The sequence below is a fragment of the Chelativorans multitrophicus genome, from assembly GCF_011317445.1.
Taxonomy (GTDB): Bacteria; Pseudomonadota; Alphaproteobacteria; order Rhizobiales; family Rhizobiaceae; genus Chelativorans; species Chelativorans multitrophicus.
This window is the reverse complement of sequence record NZ_JAAAPL010000010.1, coordinates 1-25,623: the sequence shown is the minus strand read 5'-3', so window position 1 is coordinate 25,623 and position 25,623 is coordinate 1. Positions and strand designations below refer to the sequence as shown.

The following is a 25,623-nucleotide window of genomic DNA, read 5'->3' as shown; positions in this document are numbered from 1 at the left end:
AGGCGCGATATCAGCCGAGCCGGGTTCAGCGGGCGAGCGCGTCGTTTATCTCTTCGGCCGCAGCATCCATGGCTTCCTGCGCCGTTGCGGAGTTGAGCAGGACTTCCTGGGTGTGGGCAAAGAGGATCTGCTGAGCCTTGATCCAGACGGGTGTCGAAGGCGCGGGCTTGGTGAACTTCAGCATCTCCTTGAAGGGCTGCAGAAGCGGGTCCTTAAACCTTGGCAGGTCCATGGCACTCATACTGGCCGGGAAGGTATCGGTGTAATAGCCCTGGTTTTCCGGCAGCATGAGGAATTTCGCCAAACGGAGTGCGGCGTCCTTATGTTGCGAATCGGCCGGCACTACGAAAGCCCAGCCGCTCAGGATACCCGCAGTCTGCTTGCCTTCCGGATGCGGGAACGGAGCGATGCCGATCTCCAGGTCAGGCGCTTCCTGCTTGATGGCGGGAAGGTCGAACTGTCCGGAGAAATATTGCGCGACGGTTCCGGCGCCGAAAAGCCTGCGCAGTGCAAGGCCGTCGTTCTGCAGCGTCGAAGGCGGTGCAATGTTGTACTTGGTCAGCGGTGCCGTGTAGAACTCGACGGCTTCGACCGCCGGCTTCTCGTTGACGATCGCCTCGGTGAAATCGGCATTGAGAACATCGCCGCCGTTCATCCAAATGAACGGAACCATGCGGGTGATCAGATTGCCCAATTCGCCGCCGCCGGCAACGCCGATGCCATACTGCTGCTTGCCGGCCGTATTGGTCTTCGTCAGCGCCTGCGAGGCCTTGATGAATTCGTCCCAGGTCTTCGGCGGATTGTCCGGGTCGAGACCGGCGTCGCGATAAAGCGCCTTGTTGTAGATCAAGGCCAGGGTCTGGGCCCGATAAGGCAGGCCGTAGATGTGGCCGTTGTAGCGGGTGGAATCCAGTGTGGCCGGCAGAAGGTCGTCGAGGTTAACCTGTTCCTTGGCGAACTGGTCGAGATCGAGCAGCTTGCCGCTGCTGGCGAACGGGATGACCCACTGCATGCTGGTGTCGATCAGGTCCGGCGGGTTTCCCGAGCGCAGGGCGACCTCGATGCGGCTCTGGAGGCCGTTCGAAACGGTGATCTCCAGGTTAACCGTGACATCCGGGTTGGCGGCCTGGAAGTCCTCGACCAGTTTCCGGGCGCGCGCCTCACCCCAGTTCGGGGCCCACCAGGTGATCTCTTCGGCGGAGGCGGCAACGGCCGGCAGCGTCATGGCAATGCTCAGCATGCTGAGCCCTAAGAATTTCGATAGTCGCTTCATATCTCATCTCCCTTTTTCCAGTTTTCCTGCAGGCGATCACTCGCCGGCCTCCCGTTTTCCTCCTGTCGCTGCCTCCGTCTTCCGACGGCTGCGGACATCCACGTCAGCGTTGTATTTCCATCCTCATTTGGTGGTGGACCCCGGCATCACGTCCTCAAGGGCCTGGAGAAGTGCGGCTATGTAGCCGAAGCAGAAAGCGAAACCGGCAGCCTCGGGATCTTTGCCGCTCACTTTCGGAACGTGGTCCGGCATCAGCATGTATTTGTAGCCAACCTCCGCATAGACCTTCAGCGCGCGCCACATGTCCATGTCGCCGTCTTCGGGAAAGGTCTCCATAAAGGAGAGGCGGCCGCCGCGAATGTTGCGGAAATGGACATTGAAGATTTTTCCGCGCTGCCCGAACCAGCGGATGACGTCATTGATTTCGTTTTTTGGATCGTCGAGCATTTCGGCGACGGTGCCTTGGCAGAAATTGAGCCCGTGATAGGGGCTCTCGCGCATCCCGACGAATTTCTTCAGGCCTTCGACAGTGCCCAGAACGCGGGTTACGCCGCGGTAACCCGGCGGAGTGTAAGGATCGTGCGGGTGGCAGGCGAGACGAATGCGGTTTTCCTCCGCAACCGGCACGACGCGCTCAAGAAAATAGTCGATCCGCTCCCAGTTTTCGCTTTCCGAAACCACGCCGGCAATGCTCGGCGCCGCGTTCTGGTCCATCTTTTCCCAGCGAAAGGAGGAATGCAGCGAGCCGCCGCGGCCGACTTCCGGGTTGCTTCTGGGGATACCGATGATGTTGAAATTATACTTGGCGGCCGGGATGCCCGCACGCGCAAGGTTTTCGATCAGGCGGCAGATCGAATCGATCTCACGGTCGCGGGTGGGGCCGGCGGTCAGAATGCCGGGACTCTGCTGCTCCTCGATCGGCCGGGAGCTCAAGGGGAGCTGGATCATGTCCAACTGGAGGCCGAAGCCTTCGATCTTTTCGCGGTGGCGCAGGAGATCGTCAAGTGTCCAGTCATGCGGGTTTCCGGCGAGATCGGCGCAGACATGCCGCACACCAAGCTGTGCCATGAGGCGATAGTCATCGTCGTTACGCGCGACGTTTTGGGTGCCCAGATGCAATGTGTCGCTCCTTCATCGCCGCCGCCCTTCCGCAGGTTCGGCGATGAGGTCAATTTTATAATATGTATGATGAATTTCAATTGAATTTTTGCGGACTACAAATTTTTTAGAGTCGCGACGCGGTAACGCTTGATGCTGCCGGCCAGATGTCGGCGCATTTCTTCCCGGGCAAGTTCGGGATTCTGGTCGCTGATCGCCGAGGCGATTCGAGAGTGTTCGGCGCTGACGGCCGCCAAGTAGTCCTTATCGGAGGTATGGGGACGAGCGATTGTTCTGCGCGCAAGAAAGATCAGGGCGTCGGCATAAAAGTGGTTATTGGTCGCTTCGGCGATCGCCATATGGAATTCAAGATCGGCTTCGAGGGGCGGCTGATTGTTGATAATGCTTGTTTTAAAATGATCGAGGGCCGACTGGATCGCAAGCTCCTGGGCGACGGATCTTCGCATGGCGGCAATTCCGGCGGCTTCTATTTCCAAGGGCATGCGAACTTCGAAAAGTTCCAGCGCGGACGCAAGGCTTGCCATATCCTCGGAGAAGATTCCGGGGCTTTTGTGGGGTTTGCTGCCGGTCACGAAAACGCCGCTTCCCTGGCGCGCTTCTACCAGCCCGTTGGCCCACAATGCGGATACTGCTTCCCGCACCACGGTGCGGCTGACGCCGAACTGTATTACCATCTGCTGCTCGGTCGGCAATTTTGCGCCGGGCGCTAGCGCGCCGGTGCTGATCTGCCGCTGAAGCTCTTCTGTGACGGCGTGAGAAAGCCGCGTCCGCCGCGCTGGCATGCCGTACTTGGTGTCCATCGTCTACCTCTCTCCTGCCGCCGCCCACGCGGATGTGATCTGCGGGATAATAGCTTCGCCTATTGACATTGTCTCTCAATTTGTCCAGTCATTATACATCATATAAATTCGTATCGACAATTGATCTATATGTCGCTCGGAAGGGCTAATGAGCAAGGTTCTGGCATGGGGTGTGCTGAGCACCGCGAATATCGGGATCACGAAAGTCATCCCGGCAATGCAAAAGAGCAGCCTGCTGCAGGTTGCCGCAATCGCCTCCCGCAGACTGCAGGCGGCGCGCGAAGCGGCCGACCGGCTCGGTATCGACAAGGCTTATGGAAGTTACGAGGAGCTCCTCGCCGATCCCGACATCGACATCATCTACAATCCGCTCCCTAACCATTTGCACGTTCCCTGGACGATCAAGGCGATGGAGGCGGGCAAGCACGTTCTCTGCGAGAAGCCGATTGCCTTGAACGAGGCCGACGCAAGGCAGCTCGTCAAGGTGCGTGACCGCACCGGCAAGCAGGTCGTGGAAGCGTTCATGGTGCGTCATCACCCGCAGTGGCTTCGCAGCCGGGAAATCGCCAGATCCTGTGCCTTGGGTGATGTCCGTGTGATGAATGCTTTCTTCTCCTATTTTCTGACCGATCCGGCCAACGTCCGCAACCAAGCCGATATCGGTGGTGGTGGCCTCTACGATGTGGGATGCTACGCCATTGCGTCCGGTCGCTATATCTTCGAGCGGGAGCCGGAAAGGGTGATTGGCTTTATTGAGCGCGACCCGCAACTCGGCACCGACCGCCTGACGAGCGGCATCGTCGATTTCGGCGGTGGTGCGCGTCTGCTTTTCACCTGTTCGACCCAGCTTGCCCGCTACCAGCAGGTCGATGTCTGCGGCACGCGCGGGAGATTGAGGATGGAGCTGCCATTCAACCCTGATTCGGCCAGCCCAGCGGAAATCCTGATCGTCGACGAAGCAGGCCAGCGGGTTGAGCGGATGCCGGCCGTCGATCACTATCAGCTTCAGGCCGAAGCCTTTGGCCATGCCGTCGAGACCGGCGGGCCGGTCGAGTTTCCGATCGAGGATGCCGTCGCCAACATGCGGGTCATCGATGCGATTTTCCGTTCGACCGTGTCGCAAAGCTGGGAGGTACTTTGAGGGAGGGCCGAAGCGAGCGGCTCATTTTCCCGCCCTGTCAAAACCCTGTAGCCGCGGAAAAACGCTCGCGGCAGAAATGCTCACCACTTGGTGCGGCGTCCGGCCCGGATGCGCCAATAACGGGAGGAGGCGATGAAACGTCGTCGCAGGTGGAACCAAGGATATTTCTTCATTTTCCCGGCATTCCTGGTGCTCGGGGTGATGGTTCTCTATCCGCTCATCGACACGGTCGTGCTCAGCGTCACGGACGAGAATGGAAGCTATATTGGGTCGAGGAATTTCGTCCAGATGCTGACCTCCCGCACCACTTCCCTCGCGACCTACAACTCGATCTACTATGTCGGCGGCTCCATCATCCTGGAGCTGATCCTCGGCACGGTCGCCGGAATCCTGCTCGACCGGCATTTCGTCGGCCGCGGCATCGTGCGCAGCATCATGCTGATCCCGTGGGTCGTCCCGGGCACCGTGGCGGCGACCACCTGGGCATGGATGTACCATTTCGAATTCGGCATCATCAATTACGGCCTCCAGTCGCTCCATGTCATCAGCGGACCCGTCGGGTGGCTCACCAGCGCCGAACTGGTGAAGCCGAGCCTGATCGTCGTTGAGGTGTGGAAGATGTTTCCTTTCGTGGCGCTGATGGTTCTTGCCGCCCTGCAGGGCATTCCCGCCAGCCTTTACGAGGCGGCGCGGATCGACGGAGCCACCTTCTATCATGAGGTCCGCTACATCATGCTGCCGCATCTGTTCGGAATCCTCGCGTCCGTCAGCCTTCTGCTGCTGATCTGGGGACTGAACGGGATCACCATCATCTACGCGATGACCGGCGGCGGACCGGCCAACCGGTCGCTCATCCTGCCCATTCAGATATTCAAGGAGGGTTTCGAATCCTTCGACTTCAACCGCGCGGCAGCACTTTCCTTGGTGCTGTTCATCGTCCTCTTCGCGGTGATTGTCATTCAGGTTTCCATCTCGCAGAAACGCCATGGAGCCGCCAATGAGTAGCCGGAAATTCTCTCTCCCGACCTACCTGCTGGCCCTGGTCTTTTCCGTCCTGGCCATATTCCCCTTCTGCTGGATGGCTCTTTCTTCCGTGAAGCCGCTGCAGGAACTCTACAGCGTGCCGCCCACGTGGCTGCCGCAGAACTTCAGCTTTGAGAACTACACAAATGTACTGTTCAGCTCGAACATCCCCCGCTACTTCCTGAACAGCGTCGTGATCTCGTTCGGAGCGACGACGATCTCGATCTTTCTCGCAGCACTCGCGGCCTATGGCTTCGCGCGTTTCCGGTTCCGCGGGCAGGGTGCGCTGCAGGCATCGATCCTGATCAGCCAGCTTCTGCCGACGGCAACGGTCATCGTGCCGCTTTACATCATCCTCGGGCGGCTCGGCCTCATCAACACCTATGCCGGCGTGATTTTGGTCTACCTGATCCATACCTTGCCGCTTTGCACCTGGATGTTGATCGGCTATTTCCGGGCGCTCCCCTTCGAGATCGAGGAAGCGGCGCTGGTCGACGGCGCATCGCGCCTGCTGATCCTGTTCCGGATCGTGCTGCCGCTTTCGGTACCGGGCATCATCTCGACCGTCGTCTACTGTTTCGTCAGCACATGGAATGAGTTCATTTTCGCACTCGTCTTTGCGACCGACCGTACCGTTAAGACCCTGCCGATCGGGCTCGCCGAATTCACCTCGGAATTCAATACCGACTGGGGCTCCGTCATGGCCGCCTCGATGATCATGACGCTGCCGATCGTAGTGTTGTTCTTCGGCGTTCAGAAGCTGTTCGTCGGCGGGCTGACGGCCGGCGCGACGAAAGGGTAAGGCGTCCGGCCGCGCTTGAGGGTTGCCGGAAAAGGAGATCCGACATGGATATCAGGAACAAGGTTGCGGTGGTTACCGGTGCAAGCAGCGGTGTCGGCCGTCGGATCGCGGAACGTTTGGCTGAGAAGGGGGCAAAGCTCGGCCTGCTCGGGCGGGATGCCGCGCGGCTTGAGGAAACGGTAAGTGCGTGCAGCGCCTTGGGGGCTGAGGTCGCATTTGCGGCTGGAGACATCGGTGCGACTGATTATGTCGCCTCGTCCCTTGCTGGCTTCGAACGGGACCTTGGGCCGATCGACATTCTCGCCAACTGCGCCGGCATCAGCCTGCCGCGACGCATGAAGCTCGAGGAGATCGCGCCCGATCGCTGGGACGAGATGATCCAGACGAACGTGCGCGGCACCTATCTCACCTGCCATCATGTCATCGCCGGCATGAAGGATCGCGGCCAAGGCGTGATCGTGAATATCGGATCGACAGCCGCCCATATCGCCAAGCCGGGTGTCTCCGCCTACGCCGCTTCCAAATTCGCGGTGCGCGCGCTGACGGACTCGCTGATCGAGGAATGCGATGGCACCGGCGTCAGGACGTGTATGGTCAGTTCCGGTCCGATCAACACGCCCATATGGGAGAAGGCGCTTGGCCCGATGCCGATGGAGAGAGAGTTCATGCTGCAGCCGGACGATATCGCCGATGCGGCGCTCTGGCTGATCGAACGTCCGGCTCATGTTCGGGCGGATGAAATATTGCTGCGGCCAGTCTCGCGTCCCGCCGCTTCCAGCGCCACCCCGACCGTTACACAAGGAGTAAGCCGTGGCTGAACAGCAAACAATAGAGGAATTGCAGGTAGAGGCCCAGGAATTAGTGCTGCCCGCCTTTGACTCGACCGTGGCCTGGGAGATCGGCGGCTATATCCGGAAGCGGGCGGCGGCAGAAAGCATGCCGATCGCATTCGAAGTGTCGCGGATCGGCCAGCAGGTCTTCTTTCACGCCATGCCCGGCGCCATGCCCGACAACGCTCACTGGATCCGCCGCAAGCGGGCAGTGGTCGAGCGCTTCTACAGCAGTTCGCTGCTCATGAAGCTTCTCGCGGACCGTCAGGGGCGGCCGCTTCTCGAACGCTACATCCTTTCCGCCGACGATTACGTCGCGAGCGGCGGCAGCGTTCCGCTCGTGGTGGCGGGCAGCGGCTGCGTCGGGACGGTCACAGTGAGTGGCCTCACCCAATATGAAGATCATAGGCTTGCCGCCGAGGCCATCCGTTATGCTATTGCCGGAATGGCAAAGCAGCGGGTGGCCGGCGGGTAAACGGGAGCTGATCCGGTGGCACTGGATGAAAGTGTCGTGGTGGACGATGCCACGCTGAAGATGCTGTCCGAAGTCAGCACCAACACGCTGGCCGGGCTACTGATCAAGATCGCCGGCATGCGGACGCGGACCATTCGGCGCGCGCGCCCTCTCAACCCGGAAAACGCCCGGTTCGTCGGCCCAGCCTATACGTTGCGAAACGTCCCAGTGCGCGAGGACCTTACCGATCGCGCCAGCATGGTAAGCCCGAAAAGCCCGCTCCATGGAACGGTCGACCGAATCCCGCCGGGAAGCGTGCTGGTGATTGACATGCTGGGCGACACGACCTGCGGCGGGTTGGGTGATGTCATGGTGGCGGCTCTAGCCGTACGCGGCGTCGCCGCCCTCGTCACTGATGGCGCGATGCGTGACGGAGAAGCGATTGCGGCCGGTTCGCTGCCCGTTTTCTGCAATGGGGTCAATCCAGCTCCCAGCAATCGGGCACTGCTAGCGGCCGGCGTTCAAGAGATGATCGGCTGCGGCGGCGTTCTCGTTGTGCCGGGCGACATTGTTGTCGGCGATTCCGATGGGGTTGTCGTGGTGCCCCGCCATCTCGTAGCGCAGGTCGCCCGTGAAGGGCACGAGCTCGAAGAGGTAGAACGGTGGATCAAGTCGGAAGTGGAGAAAGGAGGGCGCGCCTCGGACCTCTATCCGCCGGACGAAACGGCTGTGGCGCGTTTCCGTGCAGCTCAGCAGAAACAAAGCTGGTCAGATGAGGCGGGCCGACCGGCGCGCCGCGACGACGGGACATAACGAAAACGGAAGGCAGACATGGGCTCGGTGGAACTGCGCGGTGTGAAGAAGAGATTTGGCGGCCACACGGTCATCCATGGTGTAGACTTGGCAATTGACGACGGCGAGTTCGTGGCGCTGGTCGGTCCCTCCGGCTGCGGAAAGTCGACCTTGCTGAGGATCGTCGCGGGGCTGGAAGACGCATCCGAAGGCGAAGTCTCGATCGCCGGCTACGTCGTCAACGATCTGACGCCTCGCGAACGAAACATTGCAATGGTCTTCCAGAGCTATGCGCTTTACCCGCATATGAACGTCGCGGAAAACATGGCGTTCAACTTGAAACTCTCCGGCAAATCGAAAGCGGAGATTGAACAGCGGATTGCGGAAGCGGCCCGCATGCTCGACCTCAGCACGCTCCTCAAGCGTAGGCCGTCGCAGCTTTCCGGTGGTCAGCGGCAGCGCGTCGCGATGGGACGCGCCATCGTCCGCAATCCTTCCGTCTACCTCTTCGACGAGCCGCTTTCCAACCTCGACGCCAAGCTGCGCGTGCAGATGCGTTCGGAAATCAAGGCGCTGCACCAGAAGGTTCACACGACCGCCATCTATGTAACCCATGACCAGATCGAGGCAATGACGCTTGCAGACCGTGTCGTCGTTCTCAATGGCGGTCGCATCGAGCAGGCCGGCCGGCCTATGGAACTCTACCGGCGTCCGGAAAACCTGTTCGTCGCGGGCTTCATCGGTTCGCCGGCCATGAACTTCATCGACGCCACGGGTACGTTGACGCCTGATGGGCCGGTTGCGCGGTTGGGCGATGGCACGGAAATCCGCCTCGAAAGGGCTTTGCCGGTCAAAGAAGGCCAGCCGCTGGTCATCGGCCTGCGGCCGGAGAACCTGGCGCTGAATGGGGAGGGGACAGCTTTGTCTGGCCCGATTCAGCTGATCGAGCCGACAGGTGCACAGACGCATATAGTGTTTAAGCTCGCCGGGCAGGGTATCGCCAGTGTGGTAGATGGGTCCCTGGAGTTCGGCTTTGGTGAAAATTTCAAAGCTGCGATTGCACCGGCTTTAGTGCATGTCTTCGACAAGGCCACCGGACGGCGCGTGTGATATTCCAAAGCCGCCGCCATCAGCCACAGGCGGGGAACTCCGGCGCGCCAGGGCAGTTCTTTTGGCGCATCGCTGTTGAGCGGCAACTGTAAGAAATGCACTGGCGTGGGCGGGCTTGGCTTCTTTTAATGTGAGAATCTTGGACGTCAGATTCTCAAGTAACTGCATTTGAGAAGAGTCTCTCGACACGCGCGCGTCGGGGAAGGCGGACAGCCGCCATTTTCCCCAAAGCCTTGGGTAATATGGGTAGGTGCTCTGGTGTTGGGTCGATCCACCAGGAGCCCGAGCGAGGTCCTTCGAAGTGGCGGACCCTCTTCTCGATCTTGGGCGCGTAGTCTGCACCCGCCGGAAAATTTATGAAGACATTCGGCCTTGACATCTGCATCATCTCCGCGATGTCACGATAGCTAGTCCCATATTTGTACCAGCGCACGCATAACAGGATGACATCAATGGGAAAGCGGCGGCGCTTGAACAGGGACACCTGGAGGGCTCCTCCATGAACCGCCCCGACGCGGTTAATGCAACAGTTCTGCCTGATCGCATCGTCATTGACGGCAGCCAAATGAACCGGGAGGCAATCATTGCCTGTGATGGCGATAGAAGGCTTCGGGATCACGACGAGAGGTGAAGCCGATCCGAATCCAGCAGAGCCGCTATCTCAATAATCGTATTGAGCAGGATCACCGGCGCATCAAACGCCGGATCCCATCCATGCTCGGCTTCAAATTTACCTCCTGCGCTGCAACCATCCTATCCGGCATTGAAAAGATCCATATGATGCGGAAGCGGCAGGCGAGCTACGCCTATAATCCCGCTCCATCACTCGCCGAGCAGTTCAGCATGAACGTCAGCCATGCAGGATCTCCGTTCTCTCATTCCGCATCAGTCAGGGCGATGTCTGCGAGCCGTCTTTGTGAAAGCATCCGGAAGCTGACAACGGTGTTGATCAGGTTGACGATGCGGCTGGTGAATTGATCGCGGTATGTGAGAAAGGGACAAGCATCGCGAGGGTCATCGCGTTTGCCATGACTGCTAGTGCCCCGATGAGGATCAATGCGATGCGGTCTAGCCCAAACAATAAGCGGTTGGCGGCGGCGAAAACCGCATCGAGCTTTAGCTCGCAGCCGCGTCTGCATGGCGCGCGGGAGATTTCCTCTTCTGTCCCCGCCTGAAGGGCACAAACACCAGTTCGCGCAGCCCCCAATATAGAAGTGTCGACGTAAGCGCGATGAATACGCATTCTCTGGACGCGAAGCGGCCTATCCGGAGTTTGCCGCATAGACGCGTAGCCAGTTTTCCATCCACAGCTTCGCGATTTCCTCTCTGGAGTGTGTTGGTATTAGACAATACATCCTCGCTGGATCCTCAGGCAGCCGATCCCAATCAGATCGGCCTTCGCCAAGCTCAAGGCGAACAGTACGCCTCCATTGAAGCATGGAGCCGGATCACGGTGTCGACGGCTGCATGAAAAATCGGCAAGTGGTGTCTATTCGCCTGGCGCTCAATTAAGGCGACGGTATCCTTTAATGCTGCCTTTACAATGGCTTCGCGGTGGATTGCGTACGAAAGCGCTTTCCGCAGCGCAACGTCGTTCAAAATGGGATGGGAGGGATTAAGCCATAAATTCATAACACCGAAATTAGAGACAAAGTGACACCGGGGTCCTTTCTCAAAAACTCGGCTACTATCAGGCCTTACAATTAGATAGGTTTGCTGGCGCTTCCTAAGAACATAGTGCTTGCCTCGCCATAGTTCGAGTACTCACCGTGCCTATATGCACTCATGCGACTGAATACATGTTAAATTAACATCTGTGCTACACAGCCTTAATTGATCGCCAGCGAGGGTAACCATAGTACGAGTTCCGGAAAAATAGAAATTAGCGCCGTCACCACGCACATTACAGCGAAGAATGGTAATGCAGCAAATCCGATCCTGCCGATCGATTCGCCGGTAAGCCCTTTCAAGACAAATAGGTTCAGACCGACGGGAGGTGATATCATCCCCATCTCGATATTGAGAATGATAAAAATGCCCAGCCAAAGCGGATCGTATCCGAGCGCCGTCACGAGCGGATAGACGAAAGGCAAGGTCATTACCATTATGGGCAGGCCGTCGACCACGATCCCAAGCACCAGATAGAATACAGCCAAGATTAGGATCAATTGTAGAGGTGGCAAATGCATCTGACCGATTGCGTCGGCGATCTGGTTAGGCAAATGCATGAAACTCATCGCCGACGTAAGAAAGGCGGCCGACACCAATAATATGCACACCATGCAGGACGTGCGGATCGCACTTGCCAAAGCTTGCGCCAATACTGCGAAACTGAAACGTCGCTTGAGTGCTGCTATCACGACCGTCATTGCCAGACCAATGGCTGCTGACTCAGATGGCGTCGCCAAGCCGAGATAGATCGACCCCATGATCACGACAAATACGCTGGCCGTAGGCACGACATCAGAAAGCAAGGACAAGAACGAAACCCGATCGCTGTCGCCCCGCTCCGACTGCACTGAGCCGGCTACCGACGGATTTATCAAGGCAACGATCATAATAAAGAGCGACGACAGCCCTGCAACCATAAGACCCGGCACGATACCAGCGACAAATAGATCCGCTATGGATACTTCGGCCAGCACACCGTATATTATAAGAGCTGTCGATGGTGGAATCAGTATCCCGAGAGTACCCGCGCCCGCCAGCGAGCCGAGCGCAAGATTGCGCGAATAGCCGCTCGCTGCCAGTACTGGCAACGTTATCCTTGCGATCGTGGCAGTGGTGGCCGCGGACGAACCGCTGACTGCCGCGAAGGCGGTACATCCGATGACATTGGAATGAAGCAGCTTGCCAGGCAGCCACTTGATAAGGGGAGCGATCCCGCGAAACAATTCTGCCGCCAAATTTGTTCGATAGTATATTTCTCCCATCCAAACAAAGAGGGGTACCGCCGAAAGCTCCCACATCTTGGAACTGTTCCAGAACGTAGTCTGGAGGAGGAGGCCAATGCGGTCAATCGGGAACCCTGCCACCCACCAAAGCCCCAACGCGCCCAGAAAGGTCAGAGCAAGAAATATCCACATCCCGCTGCACAAAAGAACAAGCATCGCTACGATGAGGAAAATTGTACTTAAGGCTATGTCAGACATCGACGACTTCTTTCTGAAGCTCGTCTCCCGAAACCAAGCCAGTGACAATCAGCAGAATTGAAGATATGGCCTGAACTGCAAAGATGACGAGCCCGAGGACGGCGACAGCCATCGGAATCCACAACGGAACCTCGGCTATCGTGCGGCTCAAGATGCCGCGCGTCCAATAACGACTACCGGCTTCAGCGAAGTAAAGGGCGATGAACGTACTTATAGTGATCGCAGTGGTGAGCAACACGACTTCTACGAGGCTCTTCATTGAGCTGTTTAGGAAATTCAAAAGGATCATCACCCTTAGATGTCCGTGACGGCGATATGTCGGACCAAGCCCAAGGAATGTCAGCGCGACCATGGCGTATCCGACAAACTCGTCCAGTACAAATGTGGAACTAGCAAAGAATGAACGCAGTAATATCTCGAGCAGGATGTGCATGAGCATGAAGAGGACTGAAAAGCACGCTAGTCCCTCCGCTATACGTGATAGCAGGCCCGCTAGTCTGTCGAAATAGGTTGCGAAAGCGGTCATCACTCAGCACTTGTCGCTTATCGGATACGACCCTGATACTCGGCTAGAAACCTCGCGCCGACTTCTCCTGCCTTAGCTTGCCAGTTTGCGACCAGGGGCTCAGAAATCTGACGGAAAAAGGACATTAAATCCGACGGGACGTTTTCTTGCTTCACCAAAGTTACATTGTTTTCCGAAAGCCTCTTGTATTCTAAATCCATGATTTCGGCGATCATGCCGTGCGACCACTGTTCCGTTTCGACTCCGGCCTCCAGAATCGCAGCTCGTATATCCTCCGGAAAGCTCTGCAGCAGGTCTGCGTTTATCACTGCTGCATTCTGACTAACATGGGAGCCAAAATCCATGAAATGAGGTACGTCTTTGGCCGGCAAGCCGAGCGACAGTCCTTGAATGGATGTGTGTACGGCATCGAGAGCGCCCGTCATGAGCTGAGGTACAACGTCTGCCCAGCTCAGTTGCACAGGTGCCGATCCCGCGGCCTTGAACAATTCAGCTGTGATCGGCTGTGTCACGCGCACACGCAATCCCTTTAGATCCTCGGCGGTCTGGATCGGCTGATCTGACCATAAGCCGATCGGTGGCCAGATAGTGAAGTATAGTGGAACTATATTATCTTCCTTCATCACGTCCGTGAGATAGGGCTTGGCAACCTCCTGCATGACGATGGCCTGCGAGAGGCTGATGCCAAACAACGGCAGATTCGTCATGGAATAGAGGGGACTATGTCCGGCCCCTACCTCAAGCGGAAAATTCGCGAGTGAAACTGCGCCCGTTCCAACTGAATCGATTACATCCTCGGATTTGATACCCAGGGCTCCACTGAAGTGAACAACAACCCTAACCCGGCCGCCGGTCTTCTCAGCGACAAGTTCGGCGAAATGAGCATCGGCGCGCCCGACGATTGAGTTCGTGTTGTACTCGTTCGCCATGTCGAGCGTATATTCCTGAGCCGTGACATGCGTGATACTGCATGCGGCTACCAACGTAAGTCCAAGTGCCCGTGCAAACATTTGCAACGCTCCCTTTGATGCCATGCCAGTTCCCTTTTTTTTTCGGATCGCCCGCAGCGGTCCACTGATTGGCAGGTCGGCCTAGTTGTTTGCCTAAATTTGGAGTCGACAGAAGATCCCGACAGCCAACATTGGAGGTTCTGTGGTCCAACGTATGCCGGCATTGTCCTCGATTCCACGCAAGCCGATCATATTCGGAATTCCGCCGACGCGCCCCATACCGCGAAAGTTGATCAGCCACCATGATCCACCTTTGACTATGATGCGGCTTTTTGTGATCACACAGTGCGATCTAGGTAACATTTTGTCAAGGTCCCAGGTTCGAGCATGCGATGTGAGGAAGGCGGCAAACGTTCTCGACGGAGGTCAAACGAGTTCGAAGATCGCATCGACCTCTACAGCCACTTCCCTCGGAAGCAATGCGCAGCCCACAGCCGAGCGGGCGTGCTTTCCAGCGTCCCCACGCGCCGCCACAATGAGCTCGGATGCGCCGTCGATCACGGCCGGATGGTCGGTAAATTCTGGCATCGCATTTACGAATGTCGCCAAGACGTATGCAACCCAGTACTCGGTCGAGATCACCACCTGTGAAGCTGTCTAGTTGAGGCAGTAAGTTCAAGGCGCGGATGCGGGCGGCTTCTCTGCGCTAGCACATCCTGTTCTCACCTAGTTTGCCGACCATGGCCGGCTCGCCCTCCATGGGGAGACCTGTCCGGAAATGTAGAGGAGGATTGCCTACCGCCCTAGCCGCTACATAGCCGCCGCTGGCGCAGAGGCGGCGGGCAGGCCGATCCAAGATCGGTGAGCCGCTCATACAATAATGTAGGCATTCGCTTCATCTCCATTCGAGAAAACTCCGACGCAGGCTTGACACAGGTAACATGTAATCACAGAGTGTGATCATAAGGCCGTTGATAAATGTATCCTCATGATCCGACCGATCCCCCCTCCCCCCGCTGCCGTTCAAAATGCCACGTCCACTCGGTGGCACGCCGTAATTCTGAGAGCGGGCGCAGGTGGTATGGCCTCCGCTTCCGAGTTGCACAATGCCGGACACCGCCTGGCTCTTTGGAACCGTTCGCCGGACATGTTGAAGCCGCTCCAGGTTCACGATGGCGTGGGGTTCACCGGTGCGATGGGCGCAGGTAACCTCTACCTGCTGCCGCATGCCAAAAGGCCAGTCGGAGCGGTACGCTCAAAGGCCGGAACTACATATTCAGGAAAGGCCGGCATGACCAAACTGCTGCTGAAAAACGCCAACATTCTCGACGTTGTGGCCGGTCGCCTCATCGGCGAGCATGACGTGCTAATCGCCGATGGGCGGATTCGCGAAATAGACCATGGCCTCAGCCATAATTCGGCCCGCCAGATCGACCTTGCTGGCCGAACGCTCATGCCCGGCCTCTGCGATGCGCATGTGCATGCGGCTGCGCCGATGAATTCGTTTGCCGAGCTCGAATGCCTGTCTCCATCCTACGTCGCGATCCGAAGCGCCAAGGTCCTGGAGGGCATGCTACTACGCGGTTTTACGACTGTCCGGGACGGCGGCGGCGCAGATTTCGGCCTTGCACGAGCGGTCGACGAGGGATTCGTGACGGGACCAAGGCTTCTCTACTGCGGCAAAGCGCTTTCGCAAACCGGAGGCCATGGAGACATGCGCCAGCCCGGCCAGCTGGCGCGAGACGCGCATCCATACGTCCCTGGCCTAGGACAGATCTGCGACGGCGTTGATGCCGTCAGGCGCGCAGTGCGGGAAGAGATCCGCCGAGGCGCCCACCACATCAAGCTCATGGTTGGCGGCGGCATTGCCTCCCCGTCCGATCCCATCGATCAGGATCAGTTTTCCAAGGAGGAGATTTTGGCGGCTGTCGAGGAAGCCGAATGCGCGAACAGATATGTCATGGTACATTCCTATGCAAACAGGTCTGTCGCGCGGGCAGTACAATGCGGAGCGCGCTCAATTGAACATGCCAACTTTCTGGACGACAAGACCGCGCAGATCATTCGGGAACATCAGGCGCATGTAGTTCCAACGCTGGCTATCTTCCATGTCATGGTGAAGGAGGGGCTGGAGATCGGCATCTCACCGCGAGTGCACGCCATTAACAAGCACGTGCTGGAGCACGGGATGCGCGCCCTCGAAGTCGCCCGACGCAACCAGGTCTCGCTTGCTTACGGCACTGATCTCAGCGGGCAATTGCATATCCATCAATCGGTCGAATTCTCACTGCGGGCGGAGGTTTTCTCGCCGGCCGATCTGCTGCGCCAGGCAACTGTCAACGCAGCCGAGTTGTTTCGCATGGCCGATCGAATCGGCAAGGTTGCGGTCGGATTCGAAGCCGACCTCATTGGCATCGACGGCGATCCGCTGGAGCGCATCGGGGTGCTCCAGGAGCAGGGTCGCCATATCGATCTCATCATAAAGGGCGGCTCGGTCATCAAGGCCCAGCTCAACTAAGCGCTCATCGAGGAAAAATAACGTATGGCGATTATCTCCTATCTCAATACAGTCCGGCTGGATCAGGGAGCCATCGGCTCCTTGGCCGAAGACATTGCCATTCTGGGCATAAAGAAACCGCTTATAGTCTCTGACGCAGGTATCAAGCACGCCGGGCATGTGGACAAGGTCATTGCCAACCTGCCAGGGGGCCTCGCCTATTCGGTGTTCCTCGAAACCCCACCCAACCCGACCGAACCCGCCGTTCACGCGGCGCTGGCTCAATATCGGACCGAAGGCTGCGATGGCCTCATCGGCCTTGGCGGCGGATCATCGATCGATTTAGCAAAGGGGGTTGCCGTCCTGTCGGCTCACCCCGCACCGCTGCAGCAATATGCTGCCGTTATGGGCGGGCAGGCGCGAATCACCGACAGGACAGCGCCGGTCATCGCCATACCGACGTCGGCGGGAACCGGCAGCGAAGTTGGGAGGGGCGCCGTCATAACCTTCGCGGACGGCCGCAAACTCGGCATTCTGTCGCCGCATGTCGTGCCAAAGCGGGCGATCTGCGATCCCGACCTCACAGTGACCGCCTCGCCGCAGCAGACCGCAGCGTTCGGCATGGACGCACTTGTCCACTGCATCGAATGCTTCGTATCCCCGGTGGAAAATCCGGTGGCGGAAGCAATTGCGATCGACGGCTTTGCAAGAGCGATAGCCAATCTTCCCCGCGCGGTGAGAGATGGCGCGGACCGGGAAGCCCGCCGCCAAATGATGGTAGTCGCCCTCATGGGCGCCATGAGCTTTCAGAAAGGTTGCGGCGCAGTCCACGCGCTCGCACACCCTCTGGGGGGGCTGAGCAAGACAGAGCTTCATCATGGGACACTGAGTTCAATCCTGCTGCCGCATGTCCTGAGGTTCAATGCAGGCGAGGCCTTGGTATTACCCAAATACAGGCGGCTGCTTGACGTCGCCGGCGCTGGTGAAGCAGACGACATCGCAGAATTCATGCGCCGCTTCTCGGTAGAGATCGGCATGCCGCAAAGGCTGTCGGATATAGGCGTGTCGAGAGATCTGCTGCCTCGGATTGCAGCTCTTGCCCCGCTGGACCACACACATGCGACAAATCCGAGACGGGCAGCCGAAGCTGACTACCTAGACATGCTGGAGGCCGCCTTCTAAAGGCGATTCACAATCAGAAGGCCTGCTTCAGGGCTGAGAGGTCACGGCCTTGCAGGCTGGCGACCGAGGCTGGGTCAAGATGCCCGAGACAGAGTCACTGAACTTCTCGAGCCGTGCTTCTTGATCAAATGGTTCGAGGATCGAACCTTTCTGCATCAGCCGTTTGCCTGAGTGTCGGATACTCACCTTGTGCGGAAGGTCCGCACCCGCGCGCTCGTCTTCGTGTGCATGGGCCCGCATCTGCACGAGCGACATCAAGCGGCGGATCTCCGGCCGTGCCTCCTTCCGGGCCGAAATCGGTTATCCTCGCCCGTCCATCGACGAGCACAAGCGCTACGCAGAAGTTCATGGAGAACTTTGCCTGCACCTCGTTCTCCGGTTTTGCATGGGGCAGATTGCCGTAGTTGATCGCCCCCAGCGTGACTGTCTCGACCACCTCATCCAAGGCAAAGCTGTGCAGGGCTTTGAGTTCGAGCACGATATCGAGCATCTTGTACGTCGTCGCGCAGCAGGGGAAGCGCTTGGGCGTCAGGCCAATCATCTCGATGGAATGCCTTCCGCCGATATTACGAGCACCTTGGCCAAGCTCCTTGCCTACCTGTGTAGAGTCGGTGAAGCCCAAATCGATACTCGATAACGTCATGCCGCCCCTTCATGGCGGCCTCGGCCAGCAATCCGGCCTCGATGGCATTGCGCGCTGCAAGTCCGGTGTGAAGGGGCTTGGCCTGCGTTCCAAACTAAGCCTTTATTCCGTGGTCATGCTGCACGCCAGGGACATGCTTTCGGCGATGCCCCTGGAAACGAGTCCGAGCGGCCGCGCAAACGCTCGCTGCTGCGTCAAATGGCGACGACCGTTGCCGAGCAAGGCTTGGGGCTTCCAAACCTACGAGATAGCCATCGACCAACGTCGCTCAACCCAAATGTCGCTTGGCAGTTAATTGTGAGAATAGCCTGCCAATATTTTCAGCATGTTAACGGTGCACCTAATTTGAGAATGTGCGCTTAATTTGATAATCGAACCAGGTCATTGGCATTTATGTGAGAACCAGCGTCAGCAATGTGGCGGCGTCGATTTACTGAGGACGGCGGATGAACTTCAAAGAATGCACGCCCTTCACGCTAATACGATGGCAATTAAATTGAGAAACCGAGCTATGCCATTCCCTCCGTTAACAGCACAACATGACTGAAACAACCGCATTCTCGCGATTAACTGCCAAGCGACAGGATGTGTCTGTTTCGAGCCATCGACAGCGTCGGCGACTCGGTCGAGTTCTGGTTCAGCGAACATCGTGATCTGCGGGCGGCGAAGCGCTTCTTGAAAAAGGCGCTGCAGCGCCATGGCCGGCCCGAGCACATCGTCATTGACGGCAGCCAGACGAATCGCGAGGCAATCATCGCCTGCGACGGTGAAAGCTGGCTGCGGGATCGCTCGCGGCGTTCCACGAAACCGATCCGCATCCGGCGAAGCTAGTACCTCAACAACCGGATCGAGCAGGACCACCGGCGCATCAAGCGCCAGATGAGATCAATGCTCGGCTTCAAGTCGCAGGCGACCGCCGCCATGATCCTCTCCGGTATAGAGATGATCCACATGATACGCAAGCGACAGGCGAGGTATGCCTACCCAGCCCCTCCGATCGCCGAACAGTTCGAAATCTTCGCCGCTTGAAGGGCCGAGCGACGCTGATTGTGTCCTTCGCCCGAATTTGCGACAGAACCGACCGGAGAGGTGTTCATGCGCGTGCGTCTGTCGCGGCAACTCCTCACAGCCGTTACAGAGACATCACCCGACATCGGCCGCCAACACTGCGGTCGCCGGCCCTCGCGGACCAGCGCCATCCTGGCCGCTCTTCACGCACCCGCCCCGCACTACCGGCGCCCAATGCGGCAGCAGCCACACCTCATGACTATCAACGCCGCGCCAGCACGGCGCGGCAATGCGCACGCAGCAGGTCATATCCGATATCACAGACGGCGGCTTCCGTTGCCGTTTCGCACTCTGCCGTGTGATCCTCAACCGCCATGCCAGTTCCCTCTTCTGCCCGGCGATCGCTGGCAGGCTCGCCGGACTATTGCAATTCCGGCAGCGTCATCCTATTAATGGTATGGTAGAATGGCGATTAGGTCAAACGCAGCCCGCGCTCTGAATTGCCCGAAATCGGGGATCTTGTGCAAGAGCCCTTGAGAAACCGCCAAGGTTGGACAAATCTGTGCGGGCTAGGCAGGGATGCAGCAATTCGATGGCTAAGCGACAATGAATTCGGTGAGCAAGGCTATCGCTACTGCCGTTCTGGCCCCGATCGGGCCCGAGTGGGAGCGCACGTCGATCTCCGCTCGCGTATACAAGGAGCTGCGGAAGGCGATCGTCTCGATGCAGCTTCTGCCCGGTCACACCCTGTCGGAGGCGGAAATCGCCCGGCAGCTCGGCACGTCGCGGCAGCCAGTGCGCGAAGCGTTCATCAAGTTGGCCGAAGCCGGTTTCATCGAGATCAAGCCGCAGAAGGGCACTCAGGTGCTGAAGATCTCGTCCGGCGAAGTCGCCAATGCGCGCTACCTGCGACAGACGCTGGAGGTCGCGATTGCTCGCCGCTCGGCGGAAAAGCCCGACCACGCTACGCTCAAGGAAATCCGGCTAATCCTCGATGCGCAGCTCCGCGCCTGCAAGTCGGACGACCATGAGGGTTTCATACGGCTGGATGACGATTTCCACCGTCTGGTCGCGATCGCCGGCGGATTCGGCAAAATGTGGCGGTTGGTCGAGGACTTGAAGGGCCAGATGGACCGTGTCCGGTTCCTGTCGATTCCCGAGGCCACGCCGATGATGCGGCTGATCGAACAGCATACCGAGGTTGCAGACTGCATTCAGGTCGGCGATCCGGACGGCGCCGGAAATGCCATGCAACGGCACCTGTCCGAAATGCTGATCTCCCTGCCCATCCTGGCCGAACGTCATCCCGAACTCTTCTCGGACTAGATCATTCCAGTGTTTCACAGAAACACTGGAATGATCTAAGTCTTTGGTTTTGCGCGATTCCGGACGAAAACCGTTCCACTTTCCTGGAATTGCAATAGCGCTGCTGTCTCGGCCCCTCAGGTCAAGCCTGTCCCGGGGTGCGTCAGGGCCCGGTGCACGCCGCGCAGCTCTGCCAGACCGCGCAACCGCCCGATTGTCGCATAGCCCGGCTGCGCGCTGCGGTTCAAGTCGTCGCAGATATCATGCCCGTGATCGGGCCGCATCGGAATCGAGTGGTCGGCCCGGCCGAGCGCGCTACGCCGAGCCTCTTCGCGCAGCACCTCCGCCATCAGCGAAACCATGTCCACATCGCCGTCCAGATGGGCGCTTTCGTGGAAGCTCGCCGGAATGCCCCCGCTTTCGCGGTGCACATTGCGCAAGTGCAGGAAATGCACCCTGTCGCCGAGCCGCCGCATCATGCCGGTCAGATCGTTGTCGGGCCGCGCACCGAGTGAGCCGGAACAAAGCGTCATGCCGTTGGCCGGGCTGTCGATCTGGCGCATCAGATCGGCATAGTCCTCTTCCGTCGACATGATGCGAGGCAGACCCAGCAGAGAGAACGGTGGATCGTCAGGATGGCAGCACAAGCGAAGCCCCAGCCGTTCCGCCGTCGGGATCACCAGTTCGAGAAAATCGTAAAGATGGCGCCGCAGCAGGTCCGGGCCGATCTGTTGGTAGCGGCCCAGCAACTCGCGTACGTCATTGATGGTCAGCGTCTGGTTCGCGCCGGGCAGGCCGCAGGTGGCGTTCTGCACGAGCCTCTCGCGCGATGCATCGTCCATGCCGGCCTCGCGCCGCGCGGCCTCTTCGACGATCGCCTCTGGATAACTCGCGGACGCACCCGCGCGCTTCAGCAGAAACACGTCGAAGACGGCAAAATCGACCAGATCGAACCGCATGCAACGCCCGCCATGCGGCAGCCGCCATCTCAGATCTGTACGCGTCCAGTCGAGGATCGGCATGAAATTGTAACAGATCGTTTCGATCCCCGCCTCCCACAGGTTCTCGAGGCTGGCGCAATAATTCTCCACATGACTCCGCCACGCACCGGTCTGCGTCTTGATCTCTTCCGAAACCGGCAGGCTCTCGACCACGTCCCAGCGAAGGCCGGAGGGCGAACCGTCACGTAGCAGGGAAATCTCCGCCTGGCGCTGCACTATCTCTTTGCGGGTCCACACGGCCCCGTTCGGCAGATGATGTAGCGCGGTCACGATCCCCTCTGCCCCGGCCTGGACAACATCATCGATGGTTGCCGTATCGCGGGGACCGAACCATCGCCACGTCTGCTTCATGCCCAGCCCTCTTCGTTCGTTCGCACCGACATGACCGGCGCTAAGCCAATCTAGCCTACTAGTATGTTAGAAACTTCTCAAGCAGGGTCTTGCCCTACTGAGACAGGAAAGCCGCATTTCTGGAATTTGAGCAGGGACATACGAGGTCCGAGATCTTTCGTGCTCCCGATCTGCCTGCGATAGCCCGACCGGTCCGCTCACAGCTCCGCTACGGCGCGCCGCGCGCCGAGCCTCACCAGCCGTTCCAGGGCAAACACGAGTTCCGCCCTGAAGCCGCTATTGCCGGCGAGCCGGGCTGGGAAGATCTCGGGCAGCCCCAGCAGCGCATCGACGCACGCTTCCGGATTCCGCACCCCTTCCATCACCTTTTTCAGCTTCAGGGCCAGCGGATCGCTCAGTGCGATAGGATGGCCCGCTTCATCCGTGCCCCAGACGAAACGCATCCAGGCCGCGACGGCCAGGGTAAGGCCGGGCATCGCCCTGCCCGCATCGCGTGCCTCGACGATAGGTTGAAGCAGCCGCTGCGGCAGTTTCTGCGAGCCGTCCATAGCGATCTGTAGGGTCAGGTGGTGGATCGCGGGATTGCCATAGCGCGCCATCAGTGCTGCGGTGTAATCGGCAAAGTCGATGTCCGGCGGCGGCGCCAGCCCCGGGCAGATCTCTGAATCCCAGAGCCGCCGGACAAAGCCCGCAAAGGCTGGATCGGCCACCACATCGGCCACCGTTTCGTACCCGGCGAGGAAGCCCAGATAGGCCATTGCCGAATGGGTGCCGTTCAGACAGCGCAGCTTCATCAGTTCGAAGGGTGTCACATCCTCGACCATCTGCACGCCGGCGGCCGGCAGGTCGGGGCGCGCACCGCGGACGAAGCAGTCCTCGACCACCCATTGGCGGAACGGCTCATGCAGCACCGGGCTTTCGTCGCGATAACCGGTCAACGCCGCCACCCGGTCAGTGTCGCCGGGGCGCAGCGCCGGCACGATCCGGTCGACCATGGTCGAGGGGAACCGGCCCTCCTGCCCAATCCAGTCGGCAAGCGCGGGATCGCGAGCGCGGGCGAGGTCTGTCACTATGCGGCGCACGAGCGCACCGTTTTCCGGCAGGTTGTCGCAGGTCAGAACCGTAAAGGGCGCGTGCCCGGCAGCGCGCCGGAGCCGCAGCGCCTCGACCAAAAAGCCCGGCGCCGAGACCGGCGCGCCGGGGTTCTGCAGATCGGCCACAATGTCCGGATGGTCGAAATTCAGCCGGCGCGCGGCCGGCTCGTGGCAATAGCCCTTTTCGGTCACCGTCAGCGTGACGATCCGTGTCTCGGGCTGGGCCATCGCCGCCAGCACCGCCGCCGGATCCTCGGGCGCGACCAGAACGTCCTGGACCACATCGACGACCTGCGCCGTCTCGCGCCCCGGCGCGAGTTCGACCGCCATATAAGCATAGCCCTGCGGCCGCAGCCGATCGCGCTGGCCCGGGCGTTTCAACGACACGCCGACGATGCCCCAGTCGCCGCCCGAGGCGCGCATCGCCTCGGCCACGTAAAGCGCGCCATGGGCGCGGAAAAACGCGCCCAGGCCAAGATGGACGATCCCTATGCCGGGACACGGCCTTTCGGGGCGCTGCAGTCGCGGATAGCCGCTCACAGGCGGTAGGTCTCCTTGGCAAGACGGTAACTCAGGTCATACGCCACCTCCGCCGCCTCGGCCTCGGCCAGGCGGCCGGTGCAGACCAAATCGGCGAGATAGCCGCAGTCGACGCGCCGGGCCACGTCGTGCCGCGCCGGGATCGAGCAGAAGGCGCGGGTGTCGTCGTTGAACCCGACAGTGTTGTAGAATCCCGCGGTTTCGGTCGCCGCCTCGCGGAAGCGGCGCATGCCCTCGGCGCTGTCGAAGAACCACCAGGGTGGGCCAAGCCGCAGCGCCGGATACGCCCCAGCAAGCGGCGCGAGTTCCCGGCCGACCGCGGATTCGTCGAGATTGAACAGGATGACCGTGAGGTTAGGCTCCATCCCCACCGCGTCGAGCAGAGGCTTCAGCGCCCCGACGTAATCGGTGCGCGTCGGGATGTCGAACCCCCTGTCCGGCCCGAAGGCCGCCATCACCGCGCCGGAATGGTTGCGCCACGATCCCGGGTGGATCTGCATCACCAGCCCGTCCTCGAGGCTCATCCGCGCCATCTCGGTCAGCATCTGGCCGCGGAAGGCATCTGCCTCTTCCGCCGTCGCCTCGCCCGAGCGGATGCGCGCGAAAAGCCGGGCCGCGGCCGCGTGGTCCAGGTTCTCGGTCCGCGCGCTGGGATGGCCATGATCGGTGGCGGTCGCGCCGCGGCGCCGGAAATCGGCGCGGCGTGTGCGGTGCGCCGCCAGGTAGCCGTCCCAGTCGCTGGTGTCGCAGCCCGTGACCACGCCGAATTGTCGCAGATTCTCGGCGAAGCCGGGGCCCTCGGGGTCGATCACCGCATCGGGGCGGTAGGTGCAAACGACCCTGCCCTGCCAGCCGCTTTCGGCGATGCTGTCATGCCACCGCAGATCGTCGAGCGGGCTGTCGGTGGTGGCGATCGCTTCGATCCCGAAACGCTCGTATAGCGCCCGCGGGCGGAACTCGGGCCGCTCCAGGCAGGACGCGATGTGGTCAAAATAGGCATCGGCGGTCGCCGCGTTCAGACGTTCGTCCAGGCCGAAGACATTCTCGAAGGAATGGTCCAGCCAAAGCTGTGACGGCGTGCCGCGAAACAGGTGATAATGCGCGGCGAAGCGCCGCCAGATCGTGCGAGGGTCGGCTTCTACCGGGCCGCCGTCCCGCCGGGGAATGCCCAGGTCGGACAGCGGGATGCCCTGCGAACAGAGCATGCGCAAGACATAGTGGTCCGGCACCACGACCAGCCGCGCCGGATCAGCGAAGGCCGCATTCTCCGCGAACCAGCGGGGATCGGTGTGACCGTGCGGACTGATTATTGGCAGGTCCCGGACCGCTTCGTACAATGCACGTGCCAAGCCGCGGGCCCGTGGCTCGATTGGAAACAACCGGTCAGGATCAAGCAAAGCCAAGAAATTCTCCGTCATTTCCGCGGGAAAGGAGTTGCTCCGGCATCTAACCTACTAGTATGTTAGACGCAGGCGCACTGTCAAGGATACCTCATGAAAACAGACTTTCAGCACCGCCATCTGCTGTCCATCGGCGAATGCATGGTCGAGTTCGCGCCCAACGGCGCGGGAGGCTACGCGATGAATTTCGCCGGCGACACGTTCAATGCGGCCTGGTATGCACGCCGGCTGCTGCCCGGCGGTTTCGAGGTGAGCTACCTGACGGCGGTGGGCCGCGACGACATCTCGGCCGAGATGCTGGCCTTCATGCGCGACCAGGGAATCGACACGTCCTTCGTGGCGCGCGATGACGAACGGACGGTCGGGCTTTACGTGGTGCAATTGCAGGACGGTGAGCCCAGATTCACCTATTGGCGCGACCGCTCCGCGGCGCGGCGCCTGGCCCACGACGCCGCGGCGCTGTCGGGGCTCTCGGCCGAGATGGTGATCCATTTCTCGGGCATCACGCTGGCGATCCTGCCGCCCGAAAACCGGCAGCGGCTGCTGGACAGCCTCGCGGCGGCGCGCGCGGCTGGGGCGACGATATCGTTCGACACCAATATGCGGCCGCGGCTCTGGCGGGGCAACGCG

Annotated in this window: 23 protein-coding genes and 3 pseudogenes; 13 read left to right on the top strand and 13 right to left on the bottom strand. The window is 59.8% G+C overall.

The genetic code is table 11. From position 1 onward, the window contains the following. Window positions 1–25: 25 nt before the first annotated feature. The 3 genes from GNP00_RS22295 to GNP00_RS22285 all read right to left on the bottom strand — a co-directional run bounded on the left by GNP00_RS22295 (window position 26) and on the right by GNP00_RS22285 (window position 3,174). Window positions 26–1,273 (bottom strand): ABC transporter substrate-binding protein, encoded by a 1,248-nt coding sequence (locus GNP00_RS22295; RefSeq protein WP_011578956.1) that lies wholly within the window; start codon window positions 1,271–1,273, stop codon window positions 26–28. Window positions 1,274–1,396: 123 nt separating this feature from the next. Next, on the bottom strand, window positions 1,397–2,392 hold the full coding sequence (locus GNP00_RS22290) for a mannonate dehydratase (RefSeq protein WP_011578955.1): 996 nt from the start codon (window positions 2,390–2,392) through the stop codon (window positions 1,397–1,399). A 95-nt stretch (window positions 2,393–2,487) separates the two neighbouring features. Next, window positions 2,488–3,174, bottom strand: coding sequence for a FadR/GntR family transcriptional regulator (locus tag GNP00_RS22285; RefSeq protein ID WP_246259414.1), 687 nt, complete (start codon window positions 3,172–3,174; stop codon window positions 2,488–2,490). A 166-nt stretch (window positions 3,175–3,340) separates the two neighbouring features. Here GNP00_RS22285 and GNP00_RS22280 point away from each other — a divergent pair, with 166 nt between their 5' ends. The 7 genes from GNP00_RS22280 to GNP00_RS22250 all read left to right on the top strand — a co-directional run bounded on the left by GNP00_RS22280 (window position 3,341) and on the right by GNP00_RS22250 (window position 9,344). Continuing rightward, window positions 3,341–4,333 carry a Gfo/Idh/MocA family protein gene (locus GNP00_RS22280; RefSeq protein WP_011578953.1) on the top strand — a complete coding sequence of 331 codons (993 nt, stop codon included), beginning with the start codon at window positions 3,341–3,343 and terminating at the stop codon, window positions 4,331–4,333. Window positions 4,334–4,465: 132 nt separating this feature from the next. Continuing rightward, a complete protein-coding gene (locus tag GNP00_RS22275) occupies window positions 4,466–5,338 on the top strand; it encodes a carbohydrate ABC transporter permease (protein ID WP_166016316.1) in 873 nt (290 codons plus the stop codon). Further along, window positions 5,331–6,158 (top strand): carbohydrate ABC transporter permease, encoded by an 828-nt coding sequence (locus GNP00_RS22270; RefSeq protein WP_011578951.1) that lies wholly within the window; start codon window positions 5,331–5,333, stop codon window positions 6,156–6,158. The genes GNP00_RS22275 and GNP00_RS22270 overlap by 8 nt, the downstream gene beginning before the upstream one ends. 44 nt (window positions 6,159–6,202) lie before the next feature. Next, window positions 6,203–6,976, top strand: a complete 774-nt coding sequence (locus tag GNP00_RS22265; protein WP_011578950.1) for an SDR family oxidoreductase — start codon at window positions 6,203–6,205, stop codon at window positions 6,974–6,976. Then, a complete protein-coding gene (locus GNP00_RS22260) occupies window positions 6,969–7,463 on the top strand; it encodes a heme-degrading domain-containing protein (RefSeq protein ID WP_011578949.1) in 495 nt (164 codons plus the stop codon). Before GNP00_RS22265 ends, GNP00_RS22260 begins: the two co-directional genes overlap by 8 nt. A 15-nt stretch (window positions 7,464–7,478) precedes the next feature. Next, a complete protein-coding gene (locus GNP00_RS22255; protein ID WP_011578948.1) occupies window positions 7,479–8,255 on the top strand; it encodes an RraA family protein in 777 nt (258 codons plus the stop codon). Between the two features lie 18 nt (window positions 8,256–8,273). After that, window positions 8,274–9,344, top strand: a complete 1,071-nt coding sequence (locus tag GNP00_RS22250) for an ABC transporter ATP-binding protein (RefSeq protein ID WP_011578947.1) — start codon at window positions 8,274–8,276, stop codon at window positions 9,342–9,344. 382 nt (window positions 9,345–9,726) lie between these two features. Here GNP00_RS22250 and GNP00_RS23510 read toward each other — a convergent pair. Next, window positions 9,727–9,822, bottom strand: a pseudogene (locus GNP00_RS23510) (IS6 family transposase); the annotation flags it as partial. A 57-nt stretch (window positions 9,823–9,879) separates the two neighbouring features. On the opposite strand from GNP00_RS23510, the pseudogene GNP00_RS23505 reads away from it, so the two are divergent. After that, window positions 9,880–10,190 (top strand): annotated as a pseudogene (locus tag GNP00_RS23505) (DDE-type integrase/transposase/recombinase); the annotation flags it as partial. A 561-nt stretch (window positions 10,191–10,751) separates the two neighbouring features. Here GNP00_RS23505 and GNP00_RS23930 read toward each other — a convergent pair. From GNP00_RS23930 to GNP00_RS23500, 5 genes are all read right to left on the bottom strand, one after another. Beyond that, window positions 10,752–11,048, bottom strand: coding sequence for an ABC transporter substrate-binding protein (locus GNP00_RS23930; RefSeq protein WP_425482945.1), 297 nt, complete (start codon window positions 11,046–11,048; stop codon window positions 10,752–10,754). 125 nt (window positions 11,049–11,173) lie between these two features. Then, a complete protein-coding gene (locus GNP00_RS22230; protein ID WP_011578944.1) occupies window positions 11,174–12,496 on the bottom strand; it encodes a TRAP transporter large permease in 1,323 nt (440 codons plus the stop codon). After that, complete coding sequence (locus GNP00_RS22225; RefSeq protein WP_207634035.1) at window positions 12,489–12,935, bottom strand: TRAP transporter small permease; 447 nt, start codon at window positions 12,933–12,935, stop codon at window positions 12,489–12,491. Before GNP00_RS22225 ends, GNP00_RS22230 begins: the two co-directional genes overlap by 8 nt. 104 nt (window positions 12,936–13,039) lie before the next feature. Then, window positions 13,040–14,056 (bottom strand): TRAP transporter substrate-binding protein DctP, encoded by a 1,017-nt coding sequence (gene dctP / locus GNP00_RS22220; RefSeq protein WP_011578941.1) that lies wholly within the window; start codon window positions 14,054–14,056, stop codon window positions 13,040–13,042. A 342-nt stretch (window positions 14,057–14,398) separates the two neighbouring features. Then, on the bottom strand, window positions 14,399–14,560 hold the full coding sequence (locus GNP00_RS23500) for a RidA family protein (protein WP_246259397.1): 162 nt from the start codon (window positions 14,558–14,560) through the stop codon (window positions 14,399–14,401). A 703-nt stretch (window positions 14,561–15,263) separates the two neighbouring features. On the opposite strand from GNP00_RS23500, the gene GNP00_RS22210 reads away from it, so the two are divergent. Beyond that, the gene (locus GNP00_RS22210; protein WP_011578940.1) at window positions 15,264–16,490 is read left to right on the top strand and encodes a metal-dependent hydrolase family protein; all 1,227 of its coding nucleotides are present in this window, start codon (window positions 15,264–15,266) and stop codon (window positions 16,488–16,490) included. 24 nt (window positions 16,491–16,514) lie between these two features. Beyond that, on the top strand, window positions 16,515–17,651 hold the full coding sequence (locus tag GNP00_RS22205) for an iron-containing alcohol dehydrogenase (RefSeq protein ID WP_011578939.1): 1,137 nt from the start codon (window positions 16,515–16,517) through the stop codon (window positions 17,649–17,651). Between the two features lie 124 nt (window positions 17,652–17,775). On the opposite strand, the gene GNP00_RS22200 is transcribed toward GNP00_RS22205, so the two are convergent. Further along, a complete protein-coding gene (locus tag GNP00_RS22200; protein ID WP_011578938.1) occupies window positions 17,776–18,294 on the bottom strand; it encodes an MmgE/PrpD family protein in 519 nt (172 codons plus the stop codon). 585 nt (window positions 18,295–18,879) lie between these two features. Here GNP00_RS22200 and GNP00_RS22195 point away from each other — a divergent pair. Together GNP00_RS22195 and GNP00_RS22190 are read left to right on the top strand one after the other, a co-directional pair. Continuing rightward, a pseudogene (locus GNP00_RS22195) lies at window positions 18,880–19,323 on the top strand (DDE-type integrase/transposase/recombinase); the annotation flags it as partial. Window positions 19,324–19,908: 585 nt separating this feature from the next. Next, window positions 19,909–20,628 carry a GntR family transcriptional regulator gene (locus GNP00_RS22190; RefSeq protein WP_011578937.1) on the top strand — a complete coding sequence of 240 codons (720 nt, stop codon included), beginning with the start codon at window positions 19,909–19,911 and terminating at the stop codon, window positions 20,626–20,628. Window positions 20,629–20,744: 116 nt separating this feature from the next. Here the strand turns inward: GNP00_RS22190 and uxuA are convergent, their stop codons facing one another. The 3 genes from uxuA to uxaC form a co-directional block, all read right to left on the bottom strand. Beyond that, window positions 20,745–21,959 (bottom strand): mannonate dehydratase, encoded by a 1,215-nt coding sequence (gene uxuA, locus GNP00_RS22185; protein WP_011578936.1) that lies wholly within the window; start codon window positions 21,957–21,959, stop codon window positions 20,745–20,747. A gap of 197 nt (window positions 21,960–22,156) precedes the next feature. Continuing rightward, complete coding sequence (locus tag GNP00_RS22180; RefSeq protein ID WP_011578935.1) at window positions 22,157–23,593, bottom strand: mannitol dehydrogenase family protein; 1,437 nt, start codon at window positions 23,591–23,593, stop codon at window positions 22,157–22,159. After that, window positions 23,590–25,011, bottom strand: a complete 1,422-nt coding sequence (gene uxaC / locus GNP00_RS22175; RefSeq protein WP_207621443.1) for a glucuronate isomerase — start codon at window positions 25,009–25,011, stop codon at window positions 23,590–23,592. Before uxaC ends, GNP00_RS22180 begins: the two co-directional genes overlap by 4 nt. 75 nt (window positions 25,012–25,086) lie before the next feature. Here uxaC and GNP00_RS22170 point away from each other — a divergent pair. Further along, window positions 25,087–25,623, top strand: a 537-nt coding sequence (locus tag GNP00_RS22170; protein WP_166016310.1) for a sugar kinase, incomplete at its 3' end; no start/stop codon positions are given.